Source organism: Streptomyces sp. NPDC096205, from assembly GCF_044763135.1.
GTDB lineage: Bacteria > Actinomycetota > Actinomycetes > Streptomycetales > Streptomycetaceae > Streptomyces.
The window spans coordinates 90,451-110,004 of the sequence record NZ_JBIWFS010000001.1; the positions used below are offsets into that span (position 1 = coordinate 90,451).

19 protein-coding genes are annotated in these 19,554 nt (G+C 71.8%); 10 read left to right on the forward strand and 9 right to left on the reverse strand.

Going from position 1 to position 19,554, the window contains the following annotated elements:
* Positions 1 to 22: 22 nt before the first annotated feature.
* Complete coding sequence (locus ACIQ6Y_RS00390) at positions 23 to 862, reverse strand: alpha/beta fold hydrolase (protein ID WP_404030690.1); 840 nt, start codon at positions 860 to 862, stop codon at positions 23 to 25.
* A gap of 220 nt (positions 863 to 1,082) precedes the next feature.
* Between ACIQ6Y_RS00390 and ACIQ6Y_RS00395 the strand changes: the two genes are divergently transcribed.
* Positions 1,083 to 2,009: a GNAT family N-acetyltransferase gene (locus ACIQ6Y_RS00395; RefSeq protein WP_404030693.1), complete on the forward strand. Its 927-nt coding sequence runs from the start codon at positions 1,083 to 1,085 to the stop codon at positions 2,007 to 2,009.
* A gap of 19 nt (positions 2,010 to 2,028) precedes the next feature.
* Here the strand turns inward: ACIQ6Y_RS00395 and ACIQ6Y_RS00400 are convergent, their stop codons facing one another.
* Together ACIQ6Y_RS00400 and ACIQ6Y_RS00405 are read right to left on the reverse strand one after the other, a co-directional pair.
* Positions 2,029 to 2,694: a lipoprotein gene (locus tag ACIQ6Y_RS00400; RefSeq protein WP_404030696.1), complete on the reverse strand. Its 666-nt coding sequence runs from the start codon at positions 2,692 to 2,694 to the stop codon at positions 2,029 to 2,031.
* A 72-nt stretch (positions 2,695 to 2,766) separates the two neighbouring features.
* Positions 2,767 to 3,504, reverse strand: coding sequence for a D-Ala-D-Ala carboxypeptidase family metallohydrolase (locus ACIQ6Y_RS00405; RefSeq protein ID WP_404030699.1), 738 nt, complete (start codon positions 3,502 to 3,504; stop codon positions 2,767 to 2,769).
* Between the two features lie 474 nt (positions 3,505 to 3,978).
* Here ACIQ6Y_RS00405 and ACIQ6Y_RS00410 point away from each other — a divergent pair, with 474 nt between their 5' ends.
* A complete protein-coding gene (locus ACIQ6Y_RS00410) occupies positions 3,979 to 5,538 on the forward strand; it encodes an APC family permease (protein ID WP_404030701.1) in 1,560 nt (519 codons plus the stop codon).
* A 67-nt stretch (positions 5,539 to 5,605) separates the two neighbouring features.
* Positions 5,606 to 6,385, forward strand: a complete 780-nt coding sequence (locus ACIQ6Y_RS00415; RefSeq protein WP_404030704.1) for an SDR family NAD(P)-dependent oxidoreductase — start codon at positions 5,606 to 5,608, stop codon at positions 6,383 to 6,385.
* A gap of 110 nt (positions 6,386 to 6,495) precedes the next feature.
* On the opposite strand, the gene ACIQ6Y_RS00420 is transcribed toward ACIQ6Y_RS00415, so the two are convergent.
* The 4 genes from ACIQ6Y_RS00420 to ACIQ6Y_RS00435 form a co-directional block, all read right to left on the reverse strand.
* Positions 6,496 to 6,669 (reverse strand): CsbD family protein, encoded by a 174-nt coding sequence (locus ACIQ6Y_RS00420; protein WP_404030707.1) that lies wholly within the window; start codon positions 6,667 to 6,669, stop codon positions 6,496 to 6,498.
* A 43-nt stretch (positions 6,670 to 6,712) separates the two neighbouring features.
* The gene (locus ACIQ6Y_RS00425) at positions 6,713 to 8,248 is read right to left on the reverse strand and encodes an FAD-dependent oxidoreductase (protein ID WP_404030710.1); all 1,536 of its coding nucleotides are present in this window, start codon (positions 8,246 to 8,248) and stop codon (positions 6,713 to 6,715) included.
* Between the two features lie 29 nt (positions 8,249 to 8,277).
* Positions 8,278 to 9,039 (reverse strand): hypothetical protein, encoded by a 762-nt coding sequence (locus tag ACIQ6Y_RS00430; protein WP_404030713.1) that lies wholly within the window; start codon positions 9,037 to 9,039, stop codon positions 8,278 to 8,280.
* Positions 9,040 to 9,174: 135 nt separating this feature from the next.
* Entirely contained in the window at positions 9,175 to 9,843 is a 669-nt protein-coding gene (locus ACIQ6Y_RS00435; RefSeq protein ID WP_404030715.1) for a hypothetical protein, read from the reverse strand.
* Between the two features lie 198 nt (positions 9,844 to 10,041).
* Here ACIQ6Y_RS00435 and ACIQ6Y_RS00440 point away from each other — a divergent pair, with 198 nt between their 5' ends.
* Complete coding sequence (locus ACIQ6Y_RS00440; protein WP_404030718.1) at positions 10,042 to 11,097, forward strand: collagen-binding domain-containing protein; 1,056 nt, start codon at positions 10,042 to 10,044, stop codon at positions 11,095 to 11,097.
* A 146-nt stretch (positions 11,098 to 11,243) separates the two neighbouring features.
* Here the strand turns inward: ACIQ6Y_RS00440 and ACIQ6Y_RS00445 are convergent, their stop codons facing one another.
* Positions 11,244 to 11,843: a TetR/AcrR family transcriptional regulator gene (locus tag ACIQ6Y_RS00445; RefSeq protein WP_404030721.1), complete on the reverse strand. Its 600-nt coding sequence runs from the start codon at positions 11,841 to 11,843 to the stop codon at positions 11,244 to 11,246.
* Positions 11,844 to 11,927: 84 nt separating this feature from the next.
* Here ACIQ6Y_RS00445 and ACIQ6Y_RS00450 point away from each other — a divergent pair, with 84 nt between their 5' ends.
* From ACIQ6Y_RS00450 to tgmB, 6 genes are all read left to right on the forward strand, one after another.
* Positions 11,928 to 12,776, forward strand: coding sequence for an alpha/beta fold hydrolase (locus tag ACIQ6Y_RS00450; RefSeq protein WP_404030724.1), 849 nt, complete (start codon positions 11,928 to 11,930; stop codon positions 12,774 to 12,776).
* 136 nt (positions 12,777 to 12,912) lie between these two features.
* Positions 12,913 to 14,277 (forward strand): FAD-dependent oxidoreductase, encoded by a 1,365-nt coding sequence (locus ACIQ6Y_RS00455; protein ID WP_404030727.1) that lies wholly within the window; start codon positions 12,913 to 12,915, stop codon positions 14,275 to 14,277.
* A gap of 283 nt (positions 14,278 to 14,560) precedes the next feature.
* The gene (locus ACIQ6Y_RS00460) at positions 14,561 to 15,688 is read left to right on the forward strand and encodes a hypothetical protein (protein ID WP_404030729.1); all 1,128 of its coding nucleotides are present in this window, start codon (positions 14,561 to 14,563) and stop codon (positions 15,686 to 15,688) included.
* A gap of 187 nt (positions 15,689 to 15,875) precedes the next feature.
* Complete coding sequence (locus ACIQ6Y_RS00465) at positions 15,876 to 16,160, forward strand: DUF1232 domain-containing protein (RefSeq protein WP_404030732.1); 285 nt, start codon at positions 15,876 to 15,878, stop codon at positions 16,158 to 16,160.
* Between the two features lie 270 nt (positions 16,161 to 16,430).
* Complete coding sequence (gene tgmA / locus ACIQ6Y_RS00470; RefSeq protein ID WP_404030735.1) at positions 16,431 to 16,622, forward strand: putative ATP-grasp-modified RiPP; 192 nt, start codon at positions 16,431 to 16,433, stop codon at positions 16,620 to 16,622.
* 13 nt (positions 16,623 to 16,635) lie between these two features.
* Entirely contained in the window at positions 16,636 to 17,625 is a 990-nt protein-coding gene (gene tgmB / locus ACIQ6Y_RS00475) for an ATP-grasp ribosomal peptide maturase (RefSeq protein ID WP_404030738.1), read from the forward strand.
* 78 nt (positions 17,626 to 17,703) lie between these two features.
* On the opposite strand, the gene ACIQ6Y_RS00480 is transcribed toward tgmB, so the two are convergent.
* Positions 17,704 to 19,473, reverse strand: a complete 1,770-nt coding sequence (locus ACIQ6Y_RS00480) for an ABC transporter ATP-binding protein (protein ID WP_404030741.1) — start codon at positions 19,471 to 19,473, stop codon at positions 17,704 to 17,706.
* Between the last annotated feature and the right edge of the window lie 81 nt (positions 19,474 to 19,554).

The following is a 19,554-nucleotide window of genomic DNA, read 5'->3' on the forward strand; positions in this document are numbered from 1 at the left end:
ACCGCCGGCCCCGGTCTCGGCCTCAGCTGAGGAAACCCTCGACGGCCGCCACGAACCGGGACCCGTCGTCGAGCCACGGAAAGTGCCCGGCCCCCGGCTGTACGACCAGACGCGCGTCCGGGAACAGGGCGGCGAGCTCGGCCACCGGGCCGGGCGGGGAGTTCAGGTCCAGCTCACCCGCGAGCACGAGCACCGGGCGGTGGAATCCGGCGAGTGCGGCGCGGGTGGCGTCCGGGTCGAAGGCGCCCTCGGAGCCGTAGACGGCGGCGGCCTGCTGGTTGCGCTGCGTCGCCTCGGCGGCGCGGTGGGCCCGGGCGGCCGCGTCCCAACGGCCGTACGCGAAGGGGGCGATGGCCTGCCAGCTCCCTTCCGTCGCCCGGCCGGCGACGATGTCCTCCAGCGCCGCGAACGCCTCCGCGAACCAGGGCTCGTCCCGTCTGAGCAGCGCGGCCTCGCGGCGTGCCTCCCCCGGCACGGTCACGCCGACACCGAACAGGCTCGGCGTGACCAGCACCAGCCGGTCGACCCGGTCGGGATGGCGCTCGACGTACCGCAGGGCGAGGTTGGTGCCCGCGGAGTGGCCCAGTACGTCCATCCGCTCCAGACCGAGATGCGCCCGCAGCGCCTCGACGTCGTCGACCAGCCGGTCGCAGCGGTAGCTCCCCGTGTCCTTTGGCTCCGCCGACTCGCCGGTACCCCGCAGGTCGAGCATGATCAGCCGCCGGTGAGCACCGAGCCCACCCAGATCCCCGAGGTAGGCGGAGTCCTGCATCGGCCCACCGGGCAGACACACGAGCGGCTCTCCCTGACCGGAGACGTGGTAGGCGAGCGTCGTGCCGTCGAACGCCGAGAAGGTGGCCATGATCGCGACCCTGTCAGCCCCGGTGACACCGGGCAACCGCATTTCGGCGGGGCGGGTGTGCGGGAGAACGGGCTGCCCGTGTCCGGGACAACACTCGGGCCGCGCCCCGAAAAGCGGGCGGCCCTCCGTCCGTAGAGCGAGCGGGCCCGTGCGGCAAGAAGCCGGTTGTCCGGGGAAAACCCGTTGCGGCGCTCGTCCCCCTCCCCCGACGCTGACCCCTATGCCCGCAACAGTCCGTCCGGCCACGCTCGCCGACGCGCCCGCCATCACCGACCTGCTCAACGCCGTCGACCTCATCGAGATCGGCCGGGCCGAGACCGATCTGCACACCGTCGAAGCCGACTTGAAGCATCCCGAGGCCGACCTGGAACGCGATTCCTGGCTCGCTTTCGACGACGACAGGCTGGTCACGTACGGGCTGCTGTGGGACGAGTCGGGTGGCGAGCGGATCGACATCGACCACTATGTGCTGCCCGACCACCAGGAGGCGGGTTTCGACGTCCTCGCCGCGATGGAGGCAAGGGCGCTGGAGAGGGCGCGGGAGAACGGCGCCGAGCGGGCAGTGGTCCACCTTCATCTGAATGTCCGTCCCACCACAGACACCGCGCGGCTGCGCGACCGGGGCTGGCAGGACGTACGCCGCTATCACGTGCTGCGCCGGCCCGTGGACCGCGCCGACGACCAGCCGCCCGCGCTGCCGGACGGCGTACGGATACGCCCCTGCGCCACGGAGGCGGACAAGGCGCTCGTCCACCGGCTCTACCAGACGGCGTTCGCCCAGCACTTCGACTTCCAGCCGCGCTCCTTCGAAGCCTGGCTGAGCGACATCGACGCCGACGCCCTGGACTGGTCCCTGGTGTGGCTGGTGGAGACGGACGACCTGGGCGAGACGGGCTTCCTGCTCTCGCGCAACGACCGTGAGGCCATGGGCTGGATCCGCAGCATCGGCGTCCTGCCCGAGGCGCGCGGCCGCGGCCTGGGCGGGCTGCTGCTGCGGCAGGCCTTCGCCGCGTTCGCCGCGCTGGGCCGGGACACGGTCGGCCTGGGTGTGGACACCTCGAACGCCACGGGGGCACCGGAGCTGTACCGCCGCCACGGCATGACGGTGCACTACGCCGTCGACACCTGGGAGACGGTCCTGGCCTGAGGGCCGGAGGATCGGAGGGTCAGCCCGTACGGAGTGACTTCCGGGCCAGTTCGTACGCCGGGAGCATGCCCCGGTGCTCCTCGTCGTCCAGGCCGCCGAGATGGACGACGACGGGGCCGCTGCCGGTGACGACGGCGAAGGCGTGCTCCTGCTTGGTCTCCCCCGACAGCTCGTTGGTGTGCTGGTACGCCACCTCGGCGCCGGTGACACCGCTGTCGGCCGCGAAGGTGCGGTACCGCTCCTGGGCGTTGCCGTCCTCGGCGGCGACGAAGGCCTCCAGCACCTTGCGGGGGTCGTCGTCGCCGGGCTCGCCGGTCCACACGCGCAGGTAGCCGATGTGGCCGGCAGGCTTGGCGTCCACCTCGCAGGCGGCGGAGACCGGGCCCTGCCGGAGCAGGTCGGCGACCGCCTCGCTGTCCCCGGCCGAGAGGGCCTCGACGGCCTCCGCCTTCCAGTCGGCGGCGAGGTCGAAGGTGACGGGCAGTTCGCAGGCGGAGCCGGCCGGGCCGAGGGTGCCGCCCTTGGTGACCGCCTCGGCGGTCTTCGCCGCAGTGGCCGTTCCGGCGGCGGTCCCGGGCTGCTTCTCAGACTGTTTATCGGCCCCGCCGGAGCACGCCGTCAGCAGCCCCGCCAGCAGCGCCGCGCCCACCAGTCCCCGACCCGCTCTTCCCGCCCCGACCTGCACTTCTGTCTCCCCTGTTCGCGATCCGGCGGGACACTGTATCCAGGGGGCGGGAAGGGCTCGCACCAAGGGCGGTCAGATGCCGCAGGTGGGCGCCGACCAGTACTGGCTGTCGCGGTGGTCGACGTGGGTGTGGTCGTCGTGGCCCGGGTAGCCGGGGCCGAGGATGCCGCGGAAGCCGTGGGAGCGGGCCTGCCGGGCCAGGGTGCACAGGGAGTGCGGCCCCGCGCCGAGGTCGGCGGCGTCGCCGTACAGATGGCGGCTGTTGCTCGCGCCGCCGACGGCCGAGTTGCAGGCGTACGAGCGGAAGCCGCTGGTGACGGTGATCGGCTGGTCGCCGAGGGCGTGCCGCACGGCCTCCAGCTTCCACATGGTGCGCAGGGCGTTGGCCTTGGCGGTGGCCGCGCCGACCGCGCCGCCGGACCAGTCGCTGTTGCAGTCGTTGAGCTCGGCGTAGGAGAAGTGGATCGGCGTGCAGTCGTCGTCCTGGAGGGCGTACAGCTTGTTGAAGGTGTTGCTGCCGGCGACGCCGTCCGCGGTGAGGCCGTACGCCGACTGGAAGCGTTTGACGGCGGCCTCGGTGGCCGGTCCGAAGGAGCCGTCGGTGGCGAGGACGGCGCCGTAGCCGGCGTAGCCGCCGAGGCGGATCTGGAGCTGGGTGACGTCGGCTCCCGAGGAGCCCTGGGAGAGGGTGCGGGTCCAGGTGTAGCAGCCGTCGGCGTGTGCGGTGCCCGCGGCGAGGACGGTCCCCGCGAACGTACCCGACAGGATCATGACAAGTGCGGCGAAGAGTCGAACCGTGCGTCTGAGCATCTGCTCTCCTCTGCAGAGGGACCTGCGGCACGACAGAGAGTGGCGGCACATGTGACGCGCGTCAACCACACCTCCCTGCGGCGGTGCGGATCCGCGCGAGACACCCGGCGCGCACCCGCGACCGACCCCATCCGTCACACCGGGCACACCCCGTCCGACCGGCGGTAACCCCTTACGGAACCGGCGATCGGCGCCCTGCGCAACGGGGTTGACCGCCGGCCTTCACCTCCACGACATGTGCGTGACGTGGGTCACACGGAAAATTTCGGAAGGCCTATTTCGGGCGGCGCTGCGGTTACCGAATATCGGACGCTTGCGGTCCGGTTCTTCAGGATCCAGCCACTTCCGTCGTCGCACCTTAGAAATGAAGGTGCTCGGCGGGAGTTGACCGTTGAACAAATGGCCGGTGTCCGGGATGCGCCCTCTGCCCTCGACCCGCCCGGCACGGAAACCGCAGAACTTAACGTCCTGTTCATGACTCAGCTGGACGTGCGGCCCCGGGCCGCGGACGACGGCGACGGACGCTCCGTCGAAGGCATGCGCACCAAGGGCCTGAGCGGGAACTCCGTCGGCCTGCTGGGCAGCGCTGTCATCGGCGTCTCCACCGTCGCCCCGGTGTACTGCCTCACCTCCACGCTCGGCTCCACCGCGGGCGAGGTCGGTCTGCAGATGCCGGCCGTGTTCCTCGCGGGCTTCCTCCCGATGCTGCTGGTGGCCTTCGCCTACCGCGAGCTGAACAAGGCGATGCCGGACTGCGGCACCTCCTTCACCTGGACCGTGAAGGCCTTCGGGCCGCGGCTGGGCTGGATGTGCGGCTGGGGCCTGGTGATCGCCACGATCATCGTGCTGTCGAACCTGGCCGGTGTGGCCACGTCGTACTTCTGGCTGCTGGCGGGCGAGATCACCGGCAGCGACTCGGTGGCCGCGCTCGACGGCAACAAGGCCGTCCACATCGTCACGTGCCTGGCGCTGATCGCGACCGCCACCGTCATCAGCTACCGCGGCATGACGGCCACCAAGGGCGTGCAGTACGCGCTGGTCGGGCTCCAGCTGGTGGTGCTCGCGCTGTTCGTGGCGATGGCCTTCGGCAAGGCGGGCAGCACCGACTTCCCGACCGGCGTGGACTTCTCCTGGTCCTGGCTCAACCCGTTCGCGGTCCAGTCGTTCGCCGCGTTCACCGCGGGTCTGTCGCTGTCGATCTTCATGTACTGGGGCTGGGACGCCTGTCTGACCGCCAACGAGGAGACCAGCGGCAGCAGCCGCACACCGGGCCGCGCCGCGCTGATCGCCATGGTCGTGCTGGTCGGCTCCTACCTCGCCACCGGTGTGGCCGCGCAGATGATCGTCGGCTCCGGCGACAAGGGCCTCGGCCTCGCCAACCCGGAGACCTCCGACAACGTCTTCGCCGCGCTGGCCGGTCCGGTGATGGGCCCGGCGCTGGGCATCCTGCTGTTCCTCGCGGTGCTCGCCTCGGCGGCGGCCAGCCTCCAGACCACGTTCATCCCGGTCGCCCGCACGGTCCTCGCCATGTCGACGTACAAGGCGCTGCCGGCCTCCTACGCCGAGGTCCACCCGCGGTTCAAGACCCCGGGCCGCGCCACGCTCATGTCCGGCATCGCGACCGGCGTGTTCTACACGGTCATGACGCTGGTCAGCGAGCACGTCCTGGTCGACACCATCTACGCGCTCGGCCTGATGATCTGCTTCTACTACGCGCTGACGGCCTTCGCCTGCGCCTGGTACTTCCGCGGAGAGCTGCTGAAGTCCGGCCGCGACCTGCTCTTCAAGGGCCTGTTCCCGGTGGTCGGCGGCCTGCTGCTGACGGCCGTGTTCGCCAAGACCCTGATCGACATGTGGGACCCGGCCTACGGCAGCGGCTCCTCCGTCCTCGGCGTCGGCTCCGTCTTCGTCATCGGTGTCGGACTGCTCGCCGTCGGCGTGGTCATCATGCTGGTGATGCAGCGCCGCAGCCCCGCCTTCTTCCGCGGCGAGGTGCTCACCACCTCCACTCCGGCGCTGGTCGCGGAGGACTGAGCCGGGGCGAGTGCGGTCAGGCCCGGTGCGGGCGAGTGCGGCTGAGGCGGCCCTCTAGGGTGTGGACATGATCAAAGACACGTATCTGTCGGATCTGTTCTCCCTGGAGGGCCGCGTCGCGTTCGTCACCGGCGGCAGCTCGGGGATCGGGCGGGCCATGGCGGGCGCGCTCGCCCGGGCCGGGGCGAGGCTGGTGGTCGTGGCGCGCCGGGAGGCGGAGCTGGCCGCGACGGTGGACGAGCTGACGGCCGAGGGATGCACGGCGGCCTGGGTGAGTGCCGATCTGAGCACCCGGGACGGGGTGCGCAAGGCCGCCGAGGAGGCCGTGGCGGTGTACGGCGAACCGGACATCCTCGTCAACTCCGCGGGCGTCAACCTGCGGCCGCCGCTGGGCGAGCTGTCCGACGAGGTCTGGGACACCACCATGGCGGTGAACCTCCAGGCGCCGTTCCTGCTCGGGCGGCGCTTCGGCCCGGGGATGGCCGAGCGGGGCTTCGGGCGGATCATCCACATCACCTCGCAGCAGGCGCACCGGGCGTTCGTGCAGAGCGGCGCCTACGGCGTGTCCAAGGGCGGCCTGGAGTCGCTGGCCCGCTCGCAGGCGGAGGCCTGGTCCCCGTACGGCGTCACCTGCAACACCCTCGTGCCGGGCTTCGTGATGACCCCGCTGAACGAGCGGCTGTCCTCCGACCCGGCCAAGGTCGCCGAGCTCGCCGCCCGCACGATGATCGGGCGCAACGGCCTGGCGGAGGACTTCGCGGGCGCGACCGTGTTCCTGGCGAGCCGGGCCTCGGCGTACATCACGGGTCAGTCGATCTTCGTGGACGGCGGCCTGTCGGTGCACTGAGACCTGTCGGTGCACTGAGATCTGTCGGTGCTGTGAGACCTGTCGGTGCACTGAGACAGAAAGGGTCCGGCTCCCGCGCCACGGGCGGGAGCCGGACCAGTTTCATTGCATCAGTGCTTGAAGGTGTCCTTCGTCTTCTCCTTGGCCTGCCGGGCGTCGCCCTTCATCTGCTCCAGGTCGCCCTCGGAGGCCATCCGCTCGTTCCCCGTCGCCCGGCCCGTGGCCTCCTTGGCCTTGCCCTTGAGCTGTTCCTTCTTCGCCTTGGCCTTCTGGTTCCGTGCCACAACAGATCACCTCTCTGTACACGGGTGGCCCGTCGGCGGCACTTCAAACACCGAGGTCCCGCTGTGCCAGGGGCCGTACGGCCGGCCCTTGCAGCACCTGCCCGTCCACGTCGAAGCGGGAGCCGTGACAGGGGCACTCCCAGGTCCGTTCGGCGGTGTTGAAGGCGACCAGGCAGCCCAGGTGGGTGCAGCGGGCGGAGACGGCGTGCAGATGGCCGTCCTCGTCGCGGTACACCGCGCAGCGCCGCCCGTCGACGGTGAGGACCGCGCCGTCGCCCGGGGCCAGTCCCTCGGCCGGAGGGCGGGCGGGTCCGGGCAGCCGGTCGCCCAGGAAATGCCGTGCCACCTGCGCCTGGTGCTTCAGGAAGTGCCCGCTCTCGCGCAGGACCGGCCGGACGCGGCGCGGGTCGTACAGCTCGCTCCAGGGGCAGGGCCTGCCGGTGATCTCGTCGCACAGAAGCCGACCCGCCATGATGCCGCCGCTCATCCCCCAGCCGCCGAAGCCGGTGGCGACGTACACGTGCCGGCTCGCCGGGTGCAGCGGTCCGACGAGAGGCACGGTGTCGGTGGAGTCGTTGTCCTGCGCGGCCCAGCGGTGGCTGAGCTGCTCCACGCCGAAGTGCCGGGCCGCCCATGCGCCCAGCTCCCGGTAGCGCTCCTCGACGTCGCCGCCCGTGCCGGGGGTGAAGTGCTCCCCGGTGACGATCAGCAGCCGGCCTCCACCGGGGAGGGGGGCCGTGCGCACCGAGCGGGTGTTCTGCTCGGGGGTGATGTACATGCCCTCGGGCGCCCGGCCGTCCTCGACGGGCCCGGCCACGACCAGTTCCCGGCGCGGTGACAGCCGGGTGAACAGCAGGGCGCGGTCGAACACCGGGTAGTGCGTGGCGACGACGACGGCCCGGGGGAGGACCCGTACGCCCTGCTCGGTCGTCAGCACGCACGGCTCGCCCTCACGCAGCCTGACGACCCGCGTGCCCTCGTACAGGTGGCCGCCGTGCCGGCGGATCGCGTCGGCGAGCGCCATGAGGTACTTGCGCGGATGGAACTGGACCTGCCCCTCGACTCGGACCGCGCCCGCGACCGGGAACGGCAGCTCGGTCTCCGTCACGAAGGACGCCGCGAGGCCCGCCTTGGCGGCGGCCTCGGCCTCGGCCCGCAGGGCGGACACCTGGCCGGGGTCCTCGGCGTAGGTGTGGGCCGGCGCCTCCTCCCAGTCGCAGGCGATGCCCAGATCGGCGACATGGTCGGCCGCGGCGCGGATCGCGTCGGTCTGCGAGCGGGCGTACAGCCGGGCCGCCTCACGGCCCCGGGTGCGCCGCAGCCGGTCGTAGACGAGGGTGTGCAGGGCGCTGAGCTTGGCGGTCGTGTTGCCGGTGACCCCGGCGGCGAGCCGGCCGGCCTCCAGGACGGCGACGCCGTGACCGCGCCTGACCAGTTCCCAGGCCGTGCTCAGCCCGGCGATCCCGGCGCCGATCACGGCCACGTCCACGGTGAGCTCGCCCTCGGGTCCGGGGGCCGGTTCGCCGGGCGGGAGGGTGTCGAGCCAGTACGACCTCTGGGTGAGCGCCTGTTGCTGCATGGCCGCCGGGTTCCCGGAGCGGCGGCCGGTCACACCCGTGACGCGTACAGCTCCCGCAGCGGCTCGGCGGACTCGGCGCCGGAGTGGCCGAAGGGCGCGTCGAAGCTCCACACCAGGAAGAGCAGGAACACGACGAGCGCGCTGAACGCGGTGGCTAGCAGCAGTTCCCGCACGGAGCGGCGGATCTGGAGCGCGAAGAGCAGGCCCAGGGTGACGAAGCCCCCGGCGACGAGCCCGAACCAGACGACACCCGGCAGGGTCGTGCCCCCGCTGTCCAGCCGCTCATGGCGGGCCACGTCGGCGGCGGCCACCTCGTCGAGCAGCGGCTGATAGGCCTGGGCCTGGAGTTCGTCGGCGGGCGGCCGGTGGGCGAGGTCGGCACGGATCCGGCCGAGCAGCACGGCACCGGTGTCGTCGGGCTCGGTGTCCTGCTCCATGGCGGGCCACTCCGCGGTCACCGCGTGGCGTGCGTAGGCGTCGATGTGGCCGCGTACCTGGTCGCGGAAGGCCACCGGGTAGACGTCCACCCGCTGGTCGATCTCGTGCAGGGCCAGCGCCTCCCGGCGCACGGTGTCCTCCGCCGCCCCGCGCGCCTCCCACACCCCCGCGATCGCCAGCCCGAGCACGATCGCGTAGACCACGCCGACCATCATCACCATGTACTCCAGCACGTCCGGCGTCTCGGACGTGTCCTCGTCGTCGTCGACGCGACGGTGGCGCACGACGGTCGCGGCGACGACGAACGCACAGACCATCAGGGCGGCCAGGGTGTAGATCAGCCATTCCGGCACGGGGTGCACTCCAGAGCGGTGGTAACGGGTTCGGGGATACGTGGTTCGGTGATACGGGCGTCGGTGATACGGACTTCGGTGATACGGGCTTCGGTGGTACGGCATTCGCTGATACGGGGATCAGCCGTGGGCGGGTCAGGTCCTGCGGCGGCGGGAGGCCGGGCGCAGGGCCGCGGCGGCGAGGATCGCCGGGACGGTCACGACCGTGTTGGTGGTGACCAGGGACAGACCGCTTGCCGTCCGTCGCGGGGCAGCGGCGGCGATGTGGTGCGGACGGACCCAGCGGAAGGGGTCGGGGGCCGCGGTGGGTGGTGTGGGGGCCGGAGGTGGAGCCGGGCGGGCGGGCGCGGGGTCGGGGGTCTGCGCGGAGGGGGTGTGGGGCGTGGGTGTTGTGGCCGGTCCCGCTCTCTCTGCGGCCGATTCCCTCTCCTCGGCCGGCGTCCTCTCGGGGACGCTCGCGGTCCGTGCCCTCCGCCCCTCGGGTCCCGGAGCCTGCCGGGCGGGCGGCTCCGCCGGAGGTGCCACCGGCTCGGCAGGGCCTGGAGGGTCGGCAGGGGCGGCAGGGTGGGCAGGGGCGGCAGGGTGGGCAGGGGCGGCAGGGTGGGCAGGGGCGGCAGGGTGGGCAGGAGCCACAGGACCGGCAGCGGGCTTCTCAGGTGCGGGCGGCGCGTCCGGGGCGCAGACTCCCACCCGTACGTCGGCATAGGCATCACCCGCCCGTGCCTGTACCTGCGCGCCCGCGCCGCCGGGCAGCGGAACGAGCACGGCGGCGGCGCCCAGACCGACCGTGATCCAGCAGCTCACCGGGCAGCTCCTCCGTCGCATTGATCCACCGCGCTGCAAGAACGATCTTCGTAGGCGGGGGTCACGCGCTTTCCTCACGCCCCGGCGTGGCTCCCGGCACCCCGACCCGGTCGCCCTAAATTCCCCACCATGACAAAAGCTGCAAAACCAATGAATTCCGGCACCAGACGATGGCATCGGCTCCTGCTCCTCAGCGCCGTGAGCGCGACCTGTTCAGGCGCTCTGACGGCCGTTGCGCTCGTCAACGGGACCGCGGGTGCCGCGGGCCGCGACACGGTAGCCATCGGCAACCCCGTCGCCGGGAACAACGGCTTCGGGGTCGTCACCGAGGGCGACGCCACGCTCGGCAGCACCCAGTCCGAGGGGCCGGTCGCGATCGGCGGCGACCTCACGTTCGGGGACGACTACCACGTCTCCGTGCACACCCCCGGGAAGTTCACCGCACCAGGCGACTCCCAGCCGACCGCGCTCCTCGTCGGCGGGCGGCTCGACTACGCGGGCAGCAGCCAGGTGGGCGTTCTCCGAGTCCTGCAGAACGGTTACGTGAAGCTCGGCAGGATGACGGGCGGCCGGGTACTGACCCGCGACGACAACGGCGCGAGCGCCGACACCCATGTCGCCATGAGCGGTTTCCCCTACGACTCGACCCCGCGCGTCGAGCTGACGACCCAGCAGCCGGCGGCCTCGGTCACGCGCTCGGGACTGATGGACTTCCCGTCGCTGTTCTCGACGTACCGGGACCGCGCCGACGCGATGGCCGAGTGCGCGGCGAACGTCCCGGCGACCGTGCCGGACACCGGCCGACTTGAGATTGCCCTCACACCGGGGCGCACCAACGTGGTCCGGCTGACCGGCGAACAGCTCAACACCATCGGCACGTTGACCTTCCTGAACCCGCCGGCCGCCGACACGCCGGTGCTGTTCGTCGTCGACACGACCGGCACGGACGGCACCTTCACCTGGAACACCCCCACCCTCGCCGGCGTCTCGGGGGCCAACGCGCCGTACATGCTTTGGGACTTCCCCGACGCCACGTCCATGACCATCGCGTCAGGCGACACGGTGATCGGCACCCTCTATGCGCCGGGCGCCGCCGTCACCGATCTCGCCTCTTCGGACATCGAGGGTGATGTCATCGTCAAGTCCCTGGTGGCGGGGCCGCTTTCGGACCAGTCGGCCTCGGCGGTGAACGCGGGCGAGATCCTCTACTCCCCGTTCGCGGCGGAGTTGCGGTGCGAGCCGTGGGCGCCGTAGAGGTTTGCGTGCGGGCCGTCGTGGGTTGCTCGCGCAGTTCCCCGCGCTCCTTCAGGGCACGTCCCCAAGGGGCGCGGGGAACTGCGCGACCAGCCACGGACGGCCCGCGGCCACGCATCCGCACAAGCCCCCACGGCGAAGAGCCCTCACGCGCGCACGAGGGCCGCACGCACGATCGCCTCGGCCGCCCGCCCCGCGGAGACGACCGGCTCGGTACTGCGCGCGGCACGGCCGAGCATGAAGGCGCCCTCGAGGAGCGCGATCACAGACCCGGCCGTCTCGCGGGCGGCCGGTTCGGGCATGCCGCCGGAGGCGTAGTACGCGGCGAGGGCGTCGATCCAGCCGGCGAAGACCTCCGCGGTCGCCCGCCGGAGGCGTTCGCTGGTGCCGGCCACCTCCATGGCGATCGTCGCGATCGGGCAGGGATCGGCGAAGTCGAGTTCGCGCAGCGTCTCGGCCGCGCCCGTGAAGGCGTCACGGGTGGCGGCGGCCCGGTCCTCGTACGGCGCCATGAGGGCGATGACGAGGTCGAGATAGGCGGCGCCCGAGGTGCGGACCACCTCTTCGCCCAGGTGTGCCTTTCCGCCGGGGAAGAAGTGGTAGATCGACCCGAAAGGCGCCTCGGCTGCCTCGGCGATCTGTTTCATCCCGGTCGCGGTGTAGCCCTTGCGCCGGAACAGCTCGGTGGCGGCTCGGAGAATGCGCTGGCGGGTGTCCCGTACATCGGTGGATTCTTTGTCCCTCACGCCTGTAGTCTCCCACTAGAACGCTCTATCTAGTACCTGTCCAGCCGTGACGTTGATGACCGGACCGATCCGGAGGCGAAGGCGATGCCCGAGATCGAGCTGAGCGCGGGGACGATCGACTATCTGGACACCGGCGGCGACGGACCCGTGGTGGTCCTGGTGCACGGCCTCGGGTTCGACGAGTCGGTGTGGGCGGATGTCACGGAGGACCTGCGCGGGGACTTCCGGGTCGTGGTCCCGGTGCAGCCGCTGGGCAGTCACCGGCGGCCGATGCGGCCGGACGCCGATCTGTCGGCGCACGGGATCGCGGCGCTGCTCGGCGAGTTCCTGGAGCGGCTCGACCTGCGCGAGGTCACTCTCGTGCAGAACGACACCGGCACCGCACAGCTCATGGTCGGGGCGCACGACGAGCGGATCGCGCGGCTCGTCCTGACCTCCTGCGAGGCCCTCGACAATTACCCGCCGGGCCTCCAGGGAAAGACCCTGAACCGCGCCGCCCGCATACCCGGCGGCCTCTTCCTGCTCCTTCAGTCCTTCCGTTTCCCGGCGCTCGCCCGTATGCAGACGTCACTCGGCGGAATGGCGAAGAAGCCTCTCCCGAAGGAACTGATCGCGCGCTGGTACGGGCCTTTGCTGCGCAGCCGGGAGATCCGCCGCGACTTCGCGAAGTTCTGCCGCGGCGGGGACCCGGACTGCTATCTGCGGGCGGCCGAGCGGCTGCCGTCCTTCAGGCGGCCGGCCCTGGTCGCATGGGGCGCCGAGGACCGCATGATGCCGCCCGCGACCGGGCGGCGCCTCGCCGGGCTGCTGCCCGACTGCCGGTACGTCGAGATCCCGGACGCCCGGACGCTGGTGCCACTGGACAATCCGACGGCGCTGACCGCGGAGATCCGCCGCTTCGTGAAGGAGAACCCGCTGCCCGGCGACCAGTGAGCACCCAAGGGCAGCTTTGACAGTCCATAAACCCGGCTTATGAGCCCATAGACCGGACCCGCGTACCAAGTAAGGCTTGCCTTAACTTAGGCTTCCCTCCGAAGATCGCCTGTCATCGCTCGAAGGGAACCTGATCATGTCCCGCCCCCTGCGGGTAGCCATCGTCGGAGCCGGTCCCGCCGGCATCTACGCCGCCGACGCCCTGCTGAAGTCCGACGTGGCCGCCGAACCCGGTGTGTCCATCGACATCTTCGAGCGCATGCCTGCCCCGTTCGGTCTCATCCGCTACGGCGTGGCCCCCGACCACCCGCGCATCAAGGGCATCATCACCGCCCTGCACCAGGTGCTCGACAAGCCGCAGGTCCGCCTGTTCGGCAACGTCGACTACGGCACCGACGTCCACCTGGACGACCTGCGCGCCTTCTACGACGCGGTGATCTTCTCCACCGGCGCCATGGCGGACCGCGAGCTGAACATCCCCGGCGTCGACCTCGACGGCTCCTACGGCGCCGCCGACTTCGCCTCCTGGTACGACGGCCACCCGGACGTGCCGCGCACCTGGCCGCTGGAGGCCGAGAAGGTCGCGGTGCTGGGTGTCGGCAACGTGGCGCTCGATGTCTCCCGCATCCTCGCCAAGACCGCGGACGAGCTGCTGCCGACCGAGATCCCGCCGAACGTCTACGAGGGCCTCAAGGCGAACAAGGCCGTCGAGATCCACGTCTTCGGCCGCCGCGGGCCGGCCCAGGCCAAGTTCAGCCCCATGGAGCTGCGCGAGCTGGACCACTCCCCCAGCATCGAGGTCATCGTCAACCCCGAGGACATCGACTACGACGAGGGCTCGATCGCCGAGCGGCGCGGCAACAAGCAGGTCGACATGGTCGCCAAGACCCTGGAGAACTGGGCGATACGCGACGTCGGCGACCGTCCGCACAAGCTCTTCCTGCACTTCTTCGAGTCGCCCGTGGAGATCCTCGGCGAGGACGGCAAGGTCGTCGGTCTGCGCACCGAGCGCACCGAGCTGGACGGCACGGGCAACGTCAAGGGCACCGGCCAGTTCACCGACTGGGACGTCCAGTCGGTCTACCGCGCGGTCGGCTACCTCTCCGACAAGCTCCCCAAGCTGCCCTGGGACCTCGGCTCCGGCACCGTCCCGGACGAGGGCGGCCGGGTCATCGAGGAGAGCGGCACCCACCTCCAGTCCGTGTACGTCACCGGCTGGATCCGGCGCGGCCCGGTCGGTCTCATCGGCCACACCAAGGGCGACGCCAACGAGACCGTGGCGAACCTCCTGGACGACTTCGCGGGCGGTCGTCTGCAGTCGCCCGAGTCGCCCGCGCCGGAGGCCGTGGACGCGTTCCTCGCCGAGCGGGGTCTGAGGGTCACCACGTGGGAGGGCTGGTACAAGCTCGACGCCGCCGAGAAGGCGCTGGGCGAGCCGCAGGGCCGCGAGCGCGTGAAGATCGTCGAGCGCGAGGACATGCTGCGCGCGAGCGGCGCGTAGGACCTGAGGGCCACGGGCCCTCCGTGCGGACAGGACCCGCCCCGAAGCGGATGGCGGGCGGGCCCTGTCCGCCCCGGGGATTCTCACCGCCGCGCCACGCTTCCGACCAGGAGTGAACGCCGCGGCGTCGTACGCGCACCGCGCACTCCGGCTCTCACGGAACACACCCCGCACGCCCCTCACACACCCCGTGCGCCCCGGCCGGTCCGGACCCCGGTTGATCGTCGGCACCTGGCGGCAGGGATACTGGCAGGTGGACCACGCCCCCTGCCCCGATGGACCCATGCCGAGCTCACCGACCGTCCGCCCGATGACTCCTCCTACGGTGTGGCTGGCCCGCGGCCGCCATGTCGGTCCTGGCGCTGAAGGCGCCGTACGAGCGCGGCTGCGTCAGCTGGCGGACGCCGGGACGCTCGACGGGCAGCTGGAGGTGCCTCCCGCCGAGGGCGCGCAGGACCAGGTGTTCGAGGCGCGGTGGCGGCCGGTCGGCGAGGTGACCGTACGGGCGCGTCTGACGCTGGCGACCGGCGCGGACGGGGGCCGTACATGGACGCTGGCCGCCGAGGCGGAGCGGGCGTGGGACGCGGCGTGGCCGTCGCCGGCTCAGATGTTCTGGCCGCAGGGCACGGAGTCGGAGTGGGCCCACGAGTCGGGCAGTGAGCTTTCTCTCACCGAGCTCAATCCGCTGCCGGAGGACGAGAAGGAACTGCGGCGCGTGCTGAAGGGCGCCGCGCAGGCCTGGTGGGCGGTGCATGTCGTCGTCCACGAGGCCATGACGCCCGACGAGCGCGGCCGCAAGCCGCTCGCCGGATGGCTGCCCGTGGGGCTGCGGCACCGCGTGGTGGAGCACCGCGCGGCCCCGCATCAACTGCGCGCCGTGAACTACGCCCTGCGCGACCTCGGCGTTCAGCTGCCGCGCGGCGGCGCCGTCGTGCTGCCCGGCGACCCCGCCCCGGCGGCGTACGACGGCGACGACCTCACCGTACGCAGCGTCTTCCTCGACGGTTCGGAGCCCGCCGAGCTGACGGCCGCGGTGACACGTTTCGCCGCGCTGCCCCGGCCGCTGGCGCAGGAGGCGGAGGAGGCGCTCACCGCGCTGCGGGAGGACTGGCGCCTGCTGACGCTGGAGGAGGAACTCGCCCGCGAGCGCAAGCTGGTGGCGATGTACGCCGAGGCGCTGGAGGCGATGACGAAGTCCCGGGACCTGTACCGGGAGGCCGCCGAGCAGGCCCACGAGGCGCTGGCCGCCTGCCGCGAGGCGGCCGGGAACCCGCCGCCCGCCGAACAGCCCGCGGCCACGTCCCCCTTCCAGCATCTGACCCGCACTCTGGAGCGCCTCAGGGGCTCCTCCAGGGCCCGGCGCACGGACGAGGCCGGGGCGGCGGGCCAGGAGGGTTCGACGGCGGGCTGAGCGGGTCCTGCAAGGGGCGTACGGGTGCACGACGCGCCCCCGAAGGGTGTGGCCTTCCTTCGTCGCGGCAATAGAGCGGCCGAAGGGGGTAACTCTGTAGGAGCGCGTGCGTGCCGTGCGGACGGGGCGCACGGACGCCGCACGCGCTGATCGGCCCGTACTCTCGCACCGCACACAGGAGGGCTCCGTGGATTCGACCACCCTCGCGCTCGCCGTCGTCGCCGCGGTGCTCGCGGCGCTCGTCCTGGCGGCGGCCGTCGTCCTGCTCGTCCGGCTGGTACGGACGCGGCGCGGACTGCGGCGCGCCGGGCTCCCCACGGGCCCGCGCTGGGTCTTCTGGGCCGCTGTCGGCTACTTCGTCCTGCCCACCGACCTGCTGCCGGACCCCGTCTACCTGGACGACGTCGGCGTACTGCTGCTGGCTCTGCGCGCCCTGCGTGCCCCTCTCGGGCGCACGGGCGGGCCCGTCTGACGGAACCGGACCACCGCGCGGCGCCGTCCGGACCGGTGGCGGCCCGCGTTTCGCGGCCACGCAAGCTCTCTCACGATCAGTCAACCGCCGGACGGCCTCGGCCGTCTCAGGGTTCAGAGCGACCGAAACGCCCGTGGCCACGGAGCGTGACGAAACCATTCACTCGTTCGATTCGTATAAGGAATGGAAGCCCTGCAAGATCCATGGGGCGAAGCAAGACAGCGGCCTGTACCGGGACTTGTCCCGGGCAGCACCGACGAGGGAGAGACCATGCAACCGTTCGCGCTCAACTATGCACGCCCGGCAACGGAGTTGGACGTAACCGCTGCGTACACCTATGACTCCGGACTGCAGTTGAACGTGCTCCTCGACGGGCGGATCGCCGCCACCGATCTCGCCCTGTTGAGAGAGTTGGGGACCACGACATCGACCGCGGGCTCCAAGACGCACTTCGACGACTGAACACGGAACGTCGATGACCGTTCTGATCCTGACGTCCGAGCAGGATGTGACAGCGGACATGGTGGTCGTGCATCTGCACGCGGCCGGAGTGCCGGTGCTGCGGCTGGATCCGGCCGACATGACCGGCCAGGTCGCGCTGTCGGGCGAGTATGTGCACGGCGCGTTCCGCGGCCATCTGTGGTCCGCGGGACGCCTGGTGGGCATCGACGGGCTGAGGTCCGTCTGGGTGCGCCGGCCGGGGGTGCCGGCGGCCCGGGTGGCCGAACCGTCCGAGTGGCTGACCGAGGAGTCCTCGCAGGCGCTCTACGGCATGCTGCGCGGCAGCGCGGCACGCTGGATGAATCACCCGGACGCGGCCCGCCGCGCCCGGTACAAGCCGTGGCAGCTGCGGCTCGCGCAGTCGACCGGGCTGCCGGTGCCGGCCACGCTGATCACCACGTTCCCGCAGGCCGCCCGGGACTTCGCGGAGCGTTTCCCGGACCTGGTCGTCAAGCCGGTGTCCGGGGCGCATCCGCAGGAGCCGCCGCGGGCGGTGCCGACCAGCCGGGTGGCGCCCGGCACGGACTTCTCGGCCGTGGCGTACGGTCCGACGCTGCTGCAGCGGCGGATCGCCAAGCGGGCGGACATCCGTCTCACCGCGGTCGGCGAGCGGCTGCTGGCCGCGCGCAAGGCCGCCGCGGTGGACGCCGACCCGGACGAGGTGGATGTGCGATTCGCCACATCCGACGAGCCCTGGCGGCCGGTCGACGTACCGCCGAGGGTCGCCGAGTCCGTGCGGGCGTACCTGCGGGAGGCGGAACTCTCCTACGGCGCCTTCGACTTCGTCGAGGACGCCGACGGCACGTGGTGGTTCCTGGAGTGCAACCAGTCGGGCCAGTTCGGCTTCATCGAGGTGGAGACGGGCCAGCCCATCGCGCGCACCATCGCGGAGTGGCTCGCCACCACGCCGCCGTCCCTGCCCCGCCAGCGGGGCCGCGGTGGCACGAACGCGGCGGTCCCGTGACCCGGCCCCGGGCCGCCCCCGGGTGAGGGGGCACGCGGCCCGCCGACGCCCTGGGCGCCGTCCTGCCCAGGGCCTTCGCTACGAGACCGCCTGGCCGCTGTGCAGGGCGGCGTAGGCGCCGCCCCGGGCGAGGAGGTCGTCGTGGGTGCCGGTCTCCAGGACGCGGCCGTCGCCCATGACCACGATGCGGTCGGCGCCGCGGACCGTGGACAGGCGGTGCGCGACGACGAACGTGGTACGGCCGTGCAGGAGCCGGGCGAGGGCCTGTTGGACGAGGGCCTCGGAGCGGGTGTCCAGCGCGGAGGTGGCCTCGTCGAGGACGAGGATCCTCGGGTCGCGGATCAGGGCCCGGGCGATGGCGAGGCGTTGGCGCTGACCGCCGGACAGCCGGGCGCCCCGCTCGCCGACCAGGGTGTCCAGGCCCTGGGGCAGCCGGTCGACGAACTCCAGCGCGTTGGCGTCGCGCAGGGCCGCGCGGACGGTCTCCTCGTCGGCGTCGTCCATGCCGTACGCGACGTTCTCGCGGATCGTGCCGTCGAAGAGGATCGACTCCTGCGGCACGACCGACAGGAAGCGCCGGTAGGTGCGCAGGTCGAGGGTGCTCATGTCGGTGCCGTCGAGCAGGATGCGCCCCGAGGTCGGCCGGATGAACCCGATGACCAGGTTGAGGAGCGTGGACTTGCCCGCCCCGGAGGCGCCGACCAGCGCGACGGTCTCGCCCGGTACGACGGTCAGGTCGAAGTCGCGCACGGCCGCCCGGTCGGACTCGTAGGCGTAGGTGACGTTCTGGAAGGTCACCGCGCCGTGCAGGGACCTCACCTCCGACTTGCCCTCGTTGTCCTCCAGTTCGGGTGCCTGGAGCACCTCACCGACCGAACGCACCGACTCCAGGCCCTTGGTGATGACCGGGGCGAGACCGGCCAGGGTGGTGGTGGCGTTGGTGAGCGTGGTGAGGAAGGCGCTGAGCATCACCACGTCCCCGGCGCTGACGCCCCAGACGCCGTAGTACGACACGAGCGCGGCACCGGCCAGCACCAGCACGCCGATGACGTTGAGGACCACCCAGGCCAGCGAGCCGAAGCGGCCGTTGAGCAGGTCCAGGCGCATGCCCGACTGCAGCAGCCGCCGCAGGGTGCCGTCCATGCGGTTCAGGGCCTTGCCCTCCAGGCCGTGGGCGCGGGTGACGGGTATCAGCCGGGTCATCTCCGTCACCCGGGAGGACAGCATCTCCACCTCGTGCCGGAAGTGCTCGTTGTGCGTGCGCAGCCGGGACCGCAGCCGCGCCACCAGCAGCGCCGCCGCGGGCACCACGACGAGGAAGACAGGCAGGAACTCGGGGGTGCGGATGCCGATGATGACGAGCCCGCCGGTGAGGACGGTCAGCGCGCCGAGCCCGGTCTCCGCGGTCTGCTGCACCATCTGCTCGACGGCCTCGACGTCCCGGACGACCTTGGCCTGGAGCACGCCTGCGCTGACCCGCGCGTGGTAGCCGATGGACAGCTGCTGCATGCGGGTGCACAGGGCCGAGCGCAGGGTGGTGCCCATGCGGCGGACGCTGCCGTACAGCAGCCGGACGTAGAGCAGATGGAGCGGGTAGTTGACCAGCAGGATGAACATGATCAGCCCGGTGCTGGTCCACAGTTGGGCGATGGGCCGGTGCTCGACCACGGTGTCGACGATGGACGCCGTGATCAGCGGCAGCAGCCAGACGGGGCTGTGCTTGACGGTGAAGACCCCGACCGCGGCGGCCAGTCGCCGGCGGTCGGGGCGGAACAGATAGGCGAGGGTGCGGACGGGGTGTTCGTCCCGGTAGCGGTGATCGAGGGGTGGCTCGGTCGACGACGCCATAGGGCGGGGGTCCTCTCCAGCTTGCCGTACGGGGGTGGCAAACGCTTACTACCACGCGTCGCGCCGAAGAGGACCCCGCCG

Excerpts from the sequence above, each read along its gene's own strand:
- ACIQ6Y_RS00390 (WP_404030690.1), bottom strand. The coding sequence starts at position 862 with ATGGCCACCTTCTCGGCGTTCGACGGCACGACGCTCGCCTACCACGTC.
- ACIQ6Y_RS00395 (WP_404030693.1), top strand. The coding sequence starts at position 1,083 with ATGCCCGCAACAGTCCGTCCGGCCACGCTCGCCGACGCGCCCGCCATC.
- ACIQ6Y_RS00405 (WP_404030699.1), bottom strand. The coding sequence starts at position 3,504 with ATGCTCAGACGCACGGTTCGACTCTTCGCCGCACTTGTCATGATCCTG.
- ACIQ6Y_RS00410 (WP_404030701.1), top strand. The coding sequence starts at position 3,979 with ATGACTCAGCTGGACGTGCGGCCCCGGGCCGCGGACGACGGCGACGGA.
- ACIQ6Y_RS00415 (WP_404030704.1), top strand. The coding sequence starts at position 5,606 with ATGATCAAAGACACGTATCTGTCGGATCTGTTCTCCCTGGAGGGCCGC.
- ACIQ6Y_RS00425 (WP_404030710.1), bottom strand. The coding sequence starts at position 8,248 with ATGCAGCAACAGGCGCTCACCCAGAGGTCGTACTGGCTCGACACCCTC.
- ACIQ6Y_RS00450 (WP_404030724.1), top strand. The coding sequence starts at position 11,928 with ATGCCCGAGATCGAGCTGAGCGCGGGGACGATCGACTATCTGGACACC.
- ACIQ6Y_RS00455 (WP_404030727.1), top strand. The coding sequence starts at position 12,913 with ATGTCCCGCCCCCTGCGGGTAGCCATCGTCGGAGCCGGTCCCGCCGGC.
- ACIQ6Y_RS00460 (WP_404030729.1), top strand. The coding sequence starts at position 14,561 with ATGCCGAGCTCACCGACCGTCCGCCCGATGACTCCTCCTACGGTGTGG.
- tgmA (WP_404030735.1), top strand. The coding sequence starts at position 16,431 with ATGCAACCGTTCGCGCTCAACTATGCACGCCCGGCAACGGAGTTGGAC.
- tgmB (WP_404030738.1), top strand. The coding sequence starts at position 16,636 with ATGACCGTTCTGATCCTGACGTCCGAGCAGGATGTGACAGCGGACATG.
- ACIQ6Y_RS00480 (WP_404030741.1), bottom strand. The coding sequence starts at position 19,473 with ATGGCGTCGTCGACCGAGCCACCCCTCGATCACCGCTACCGGGACGAA.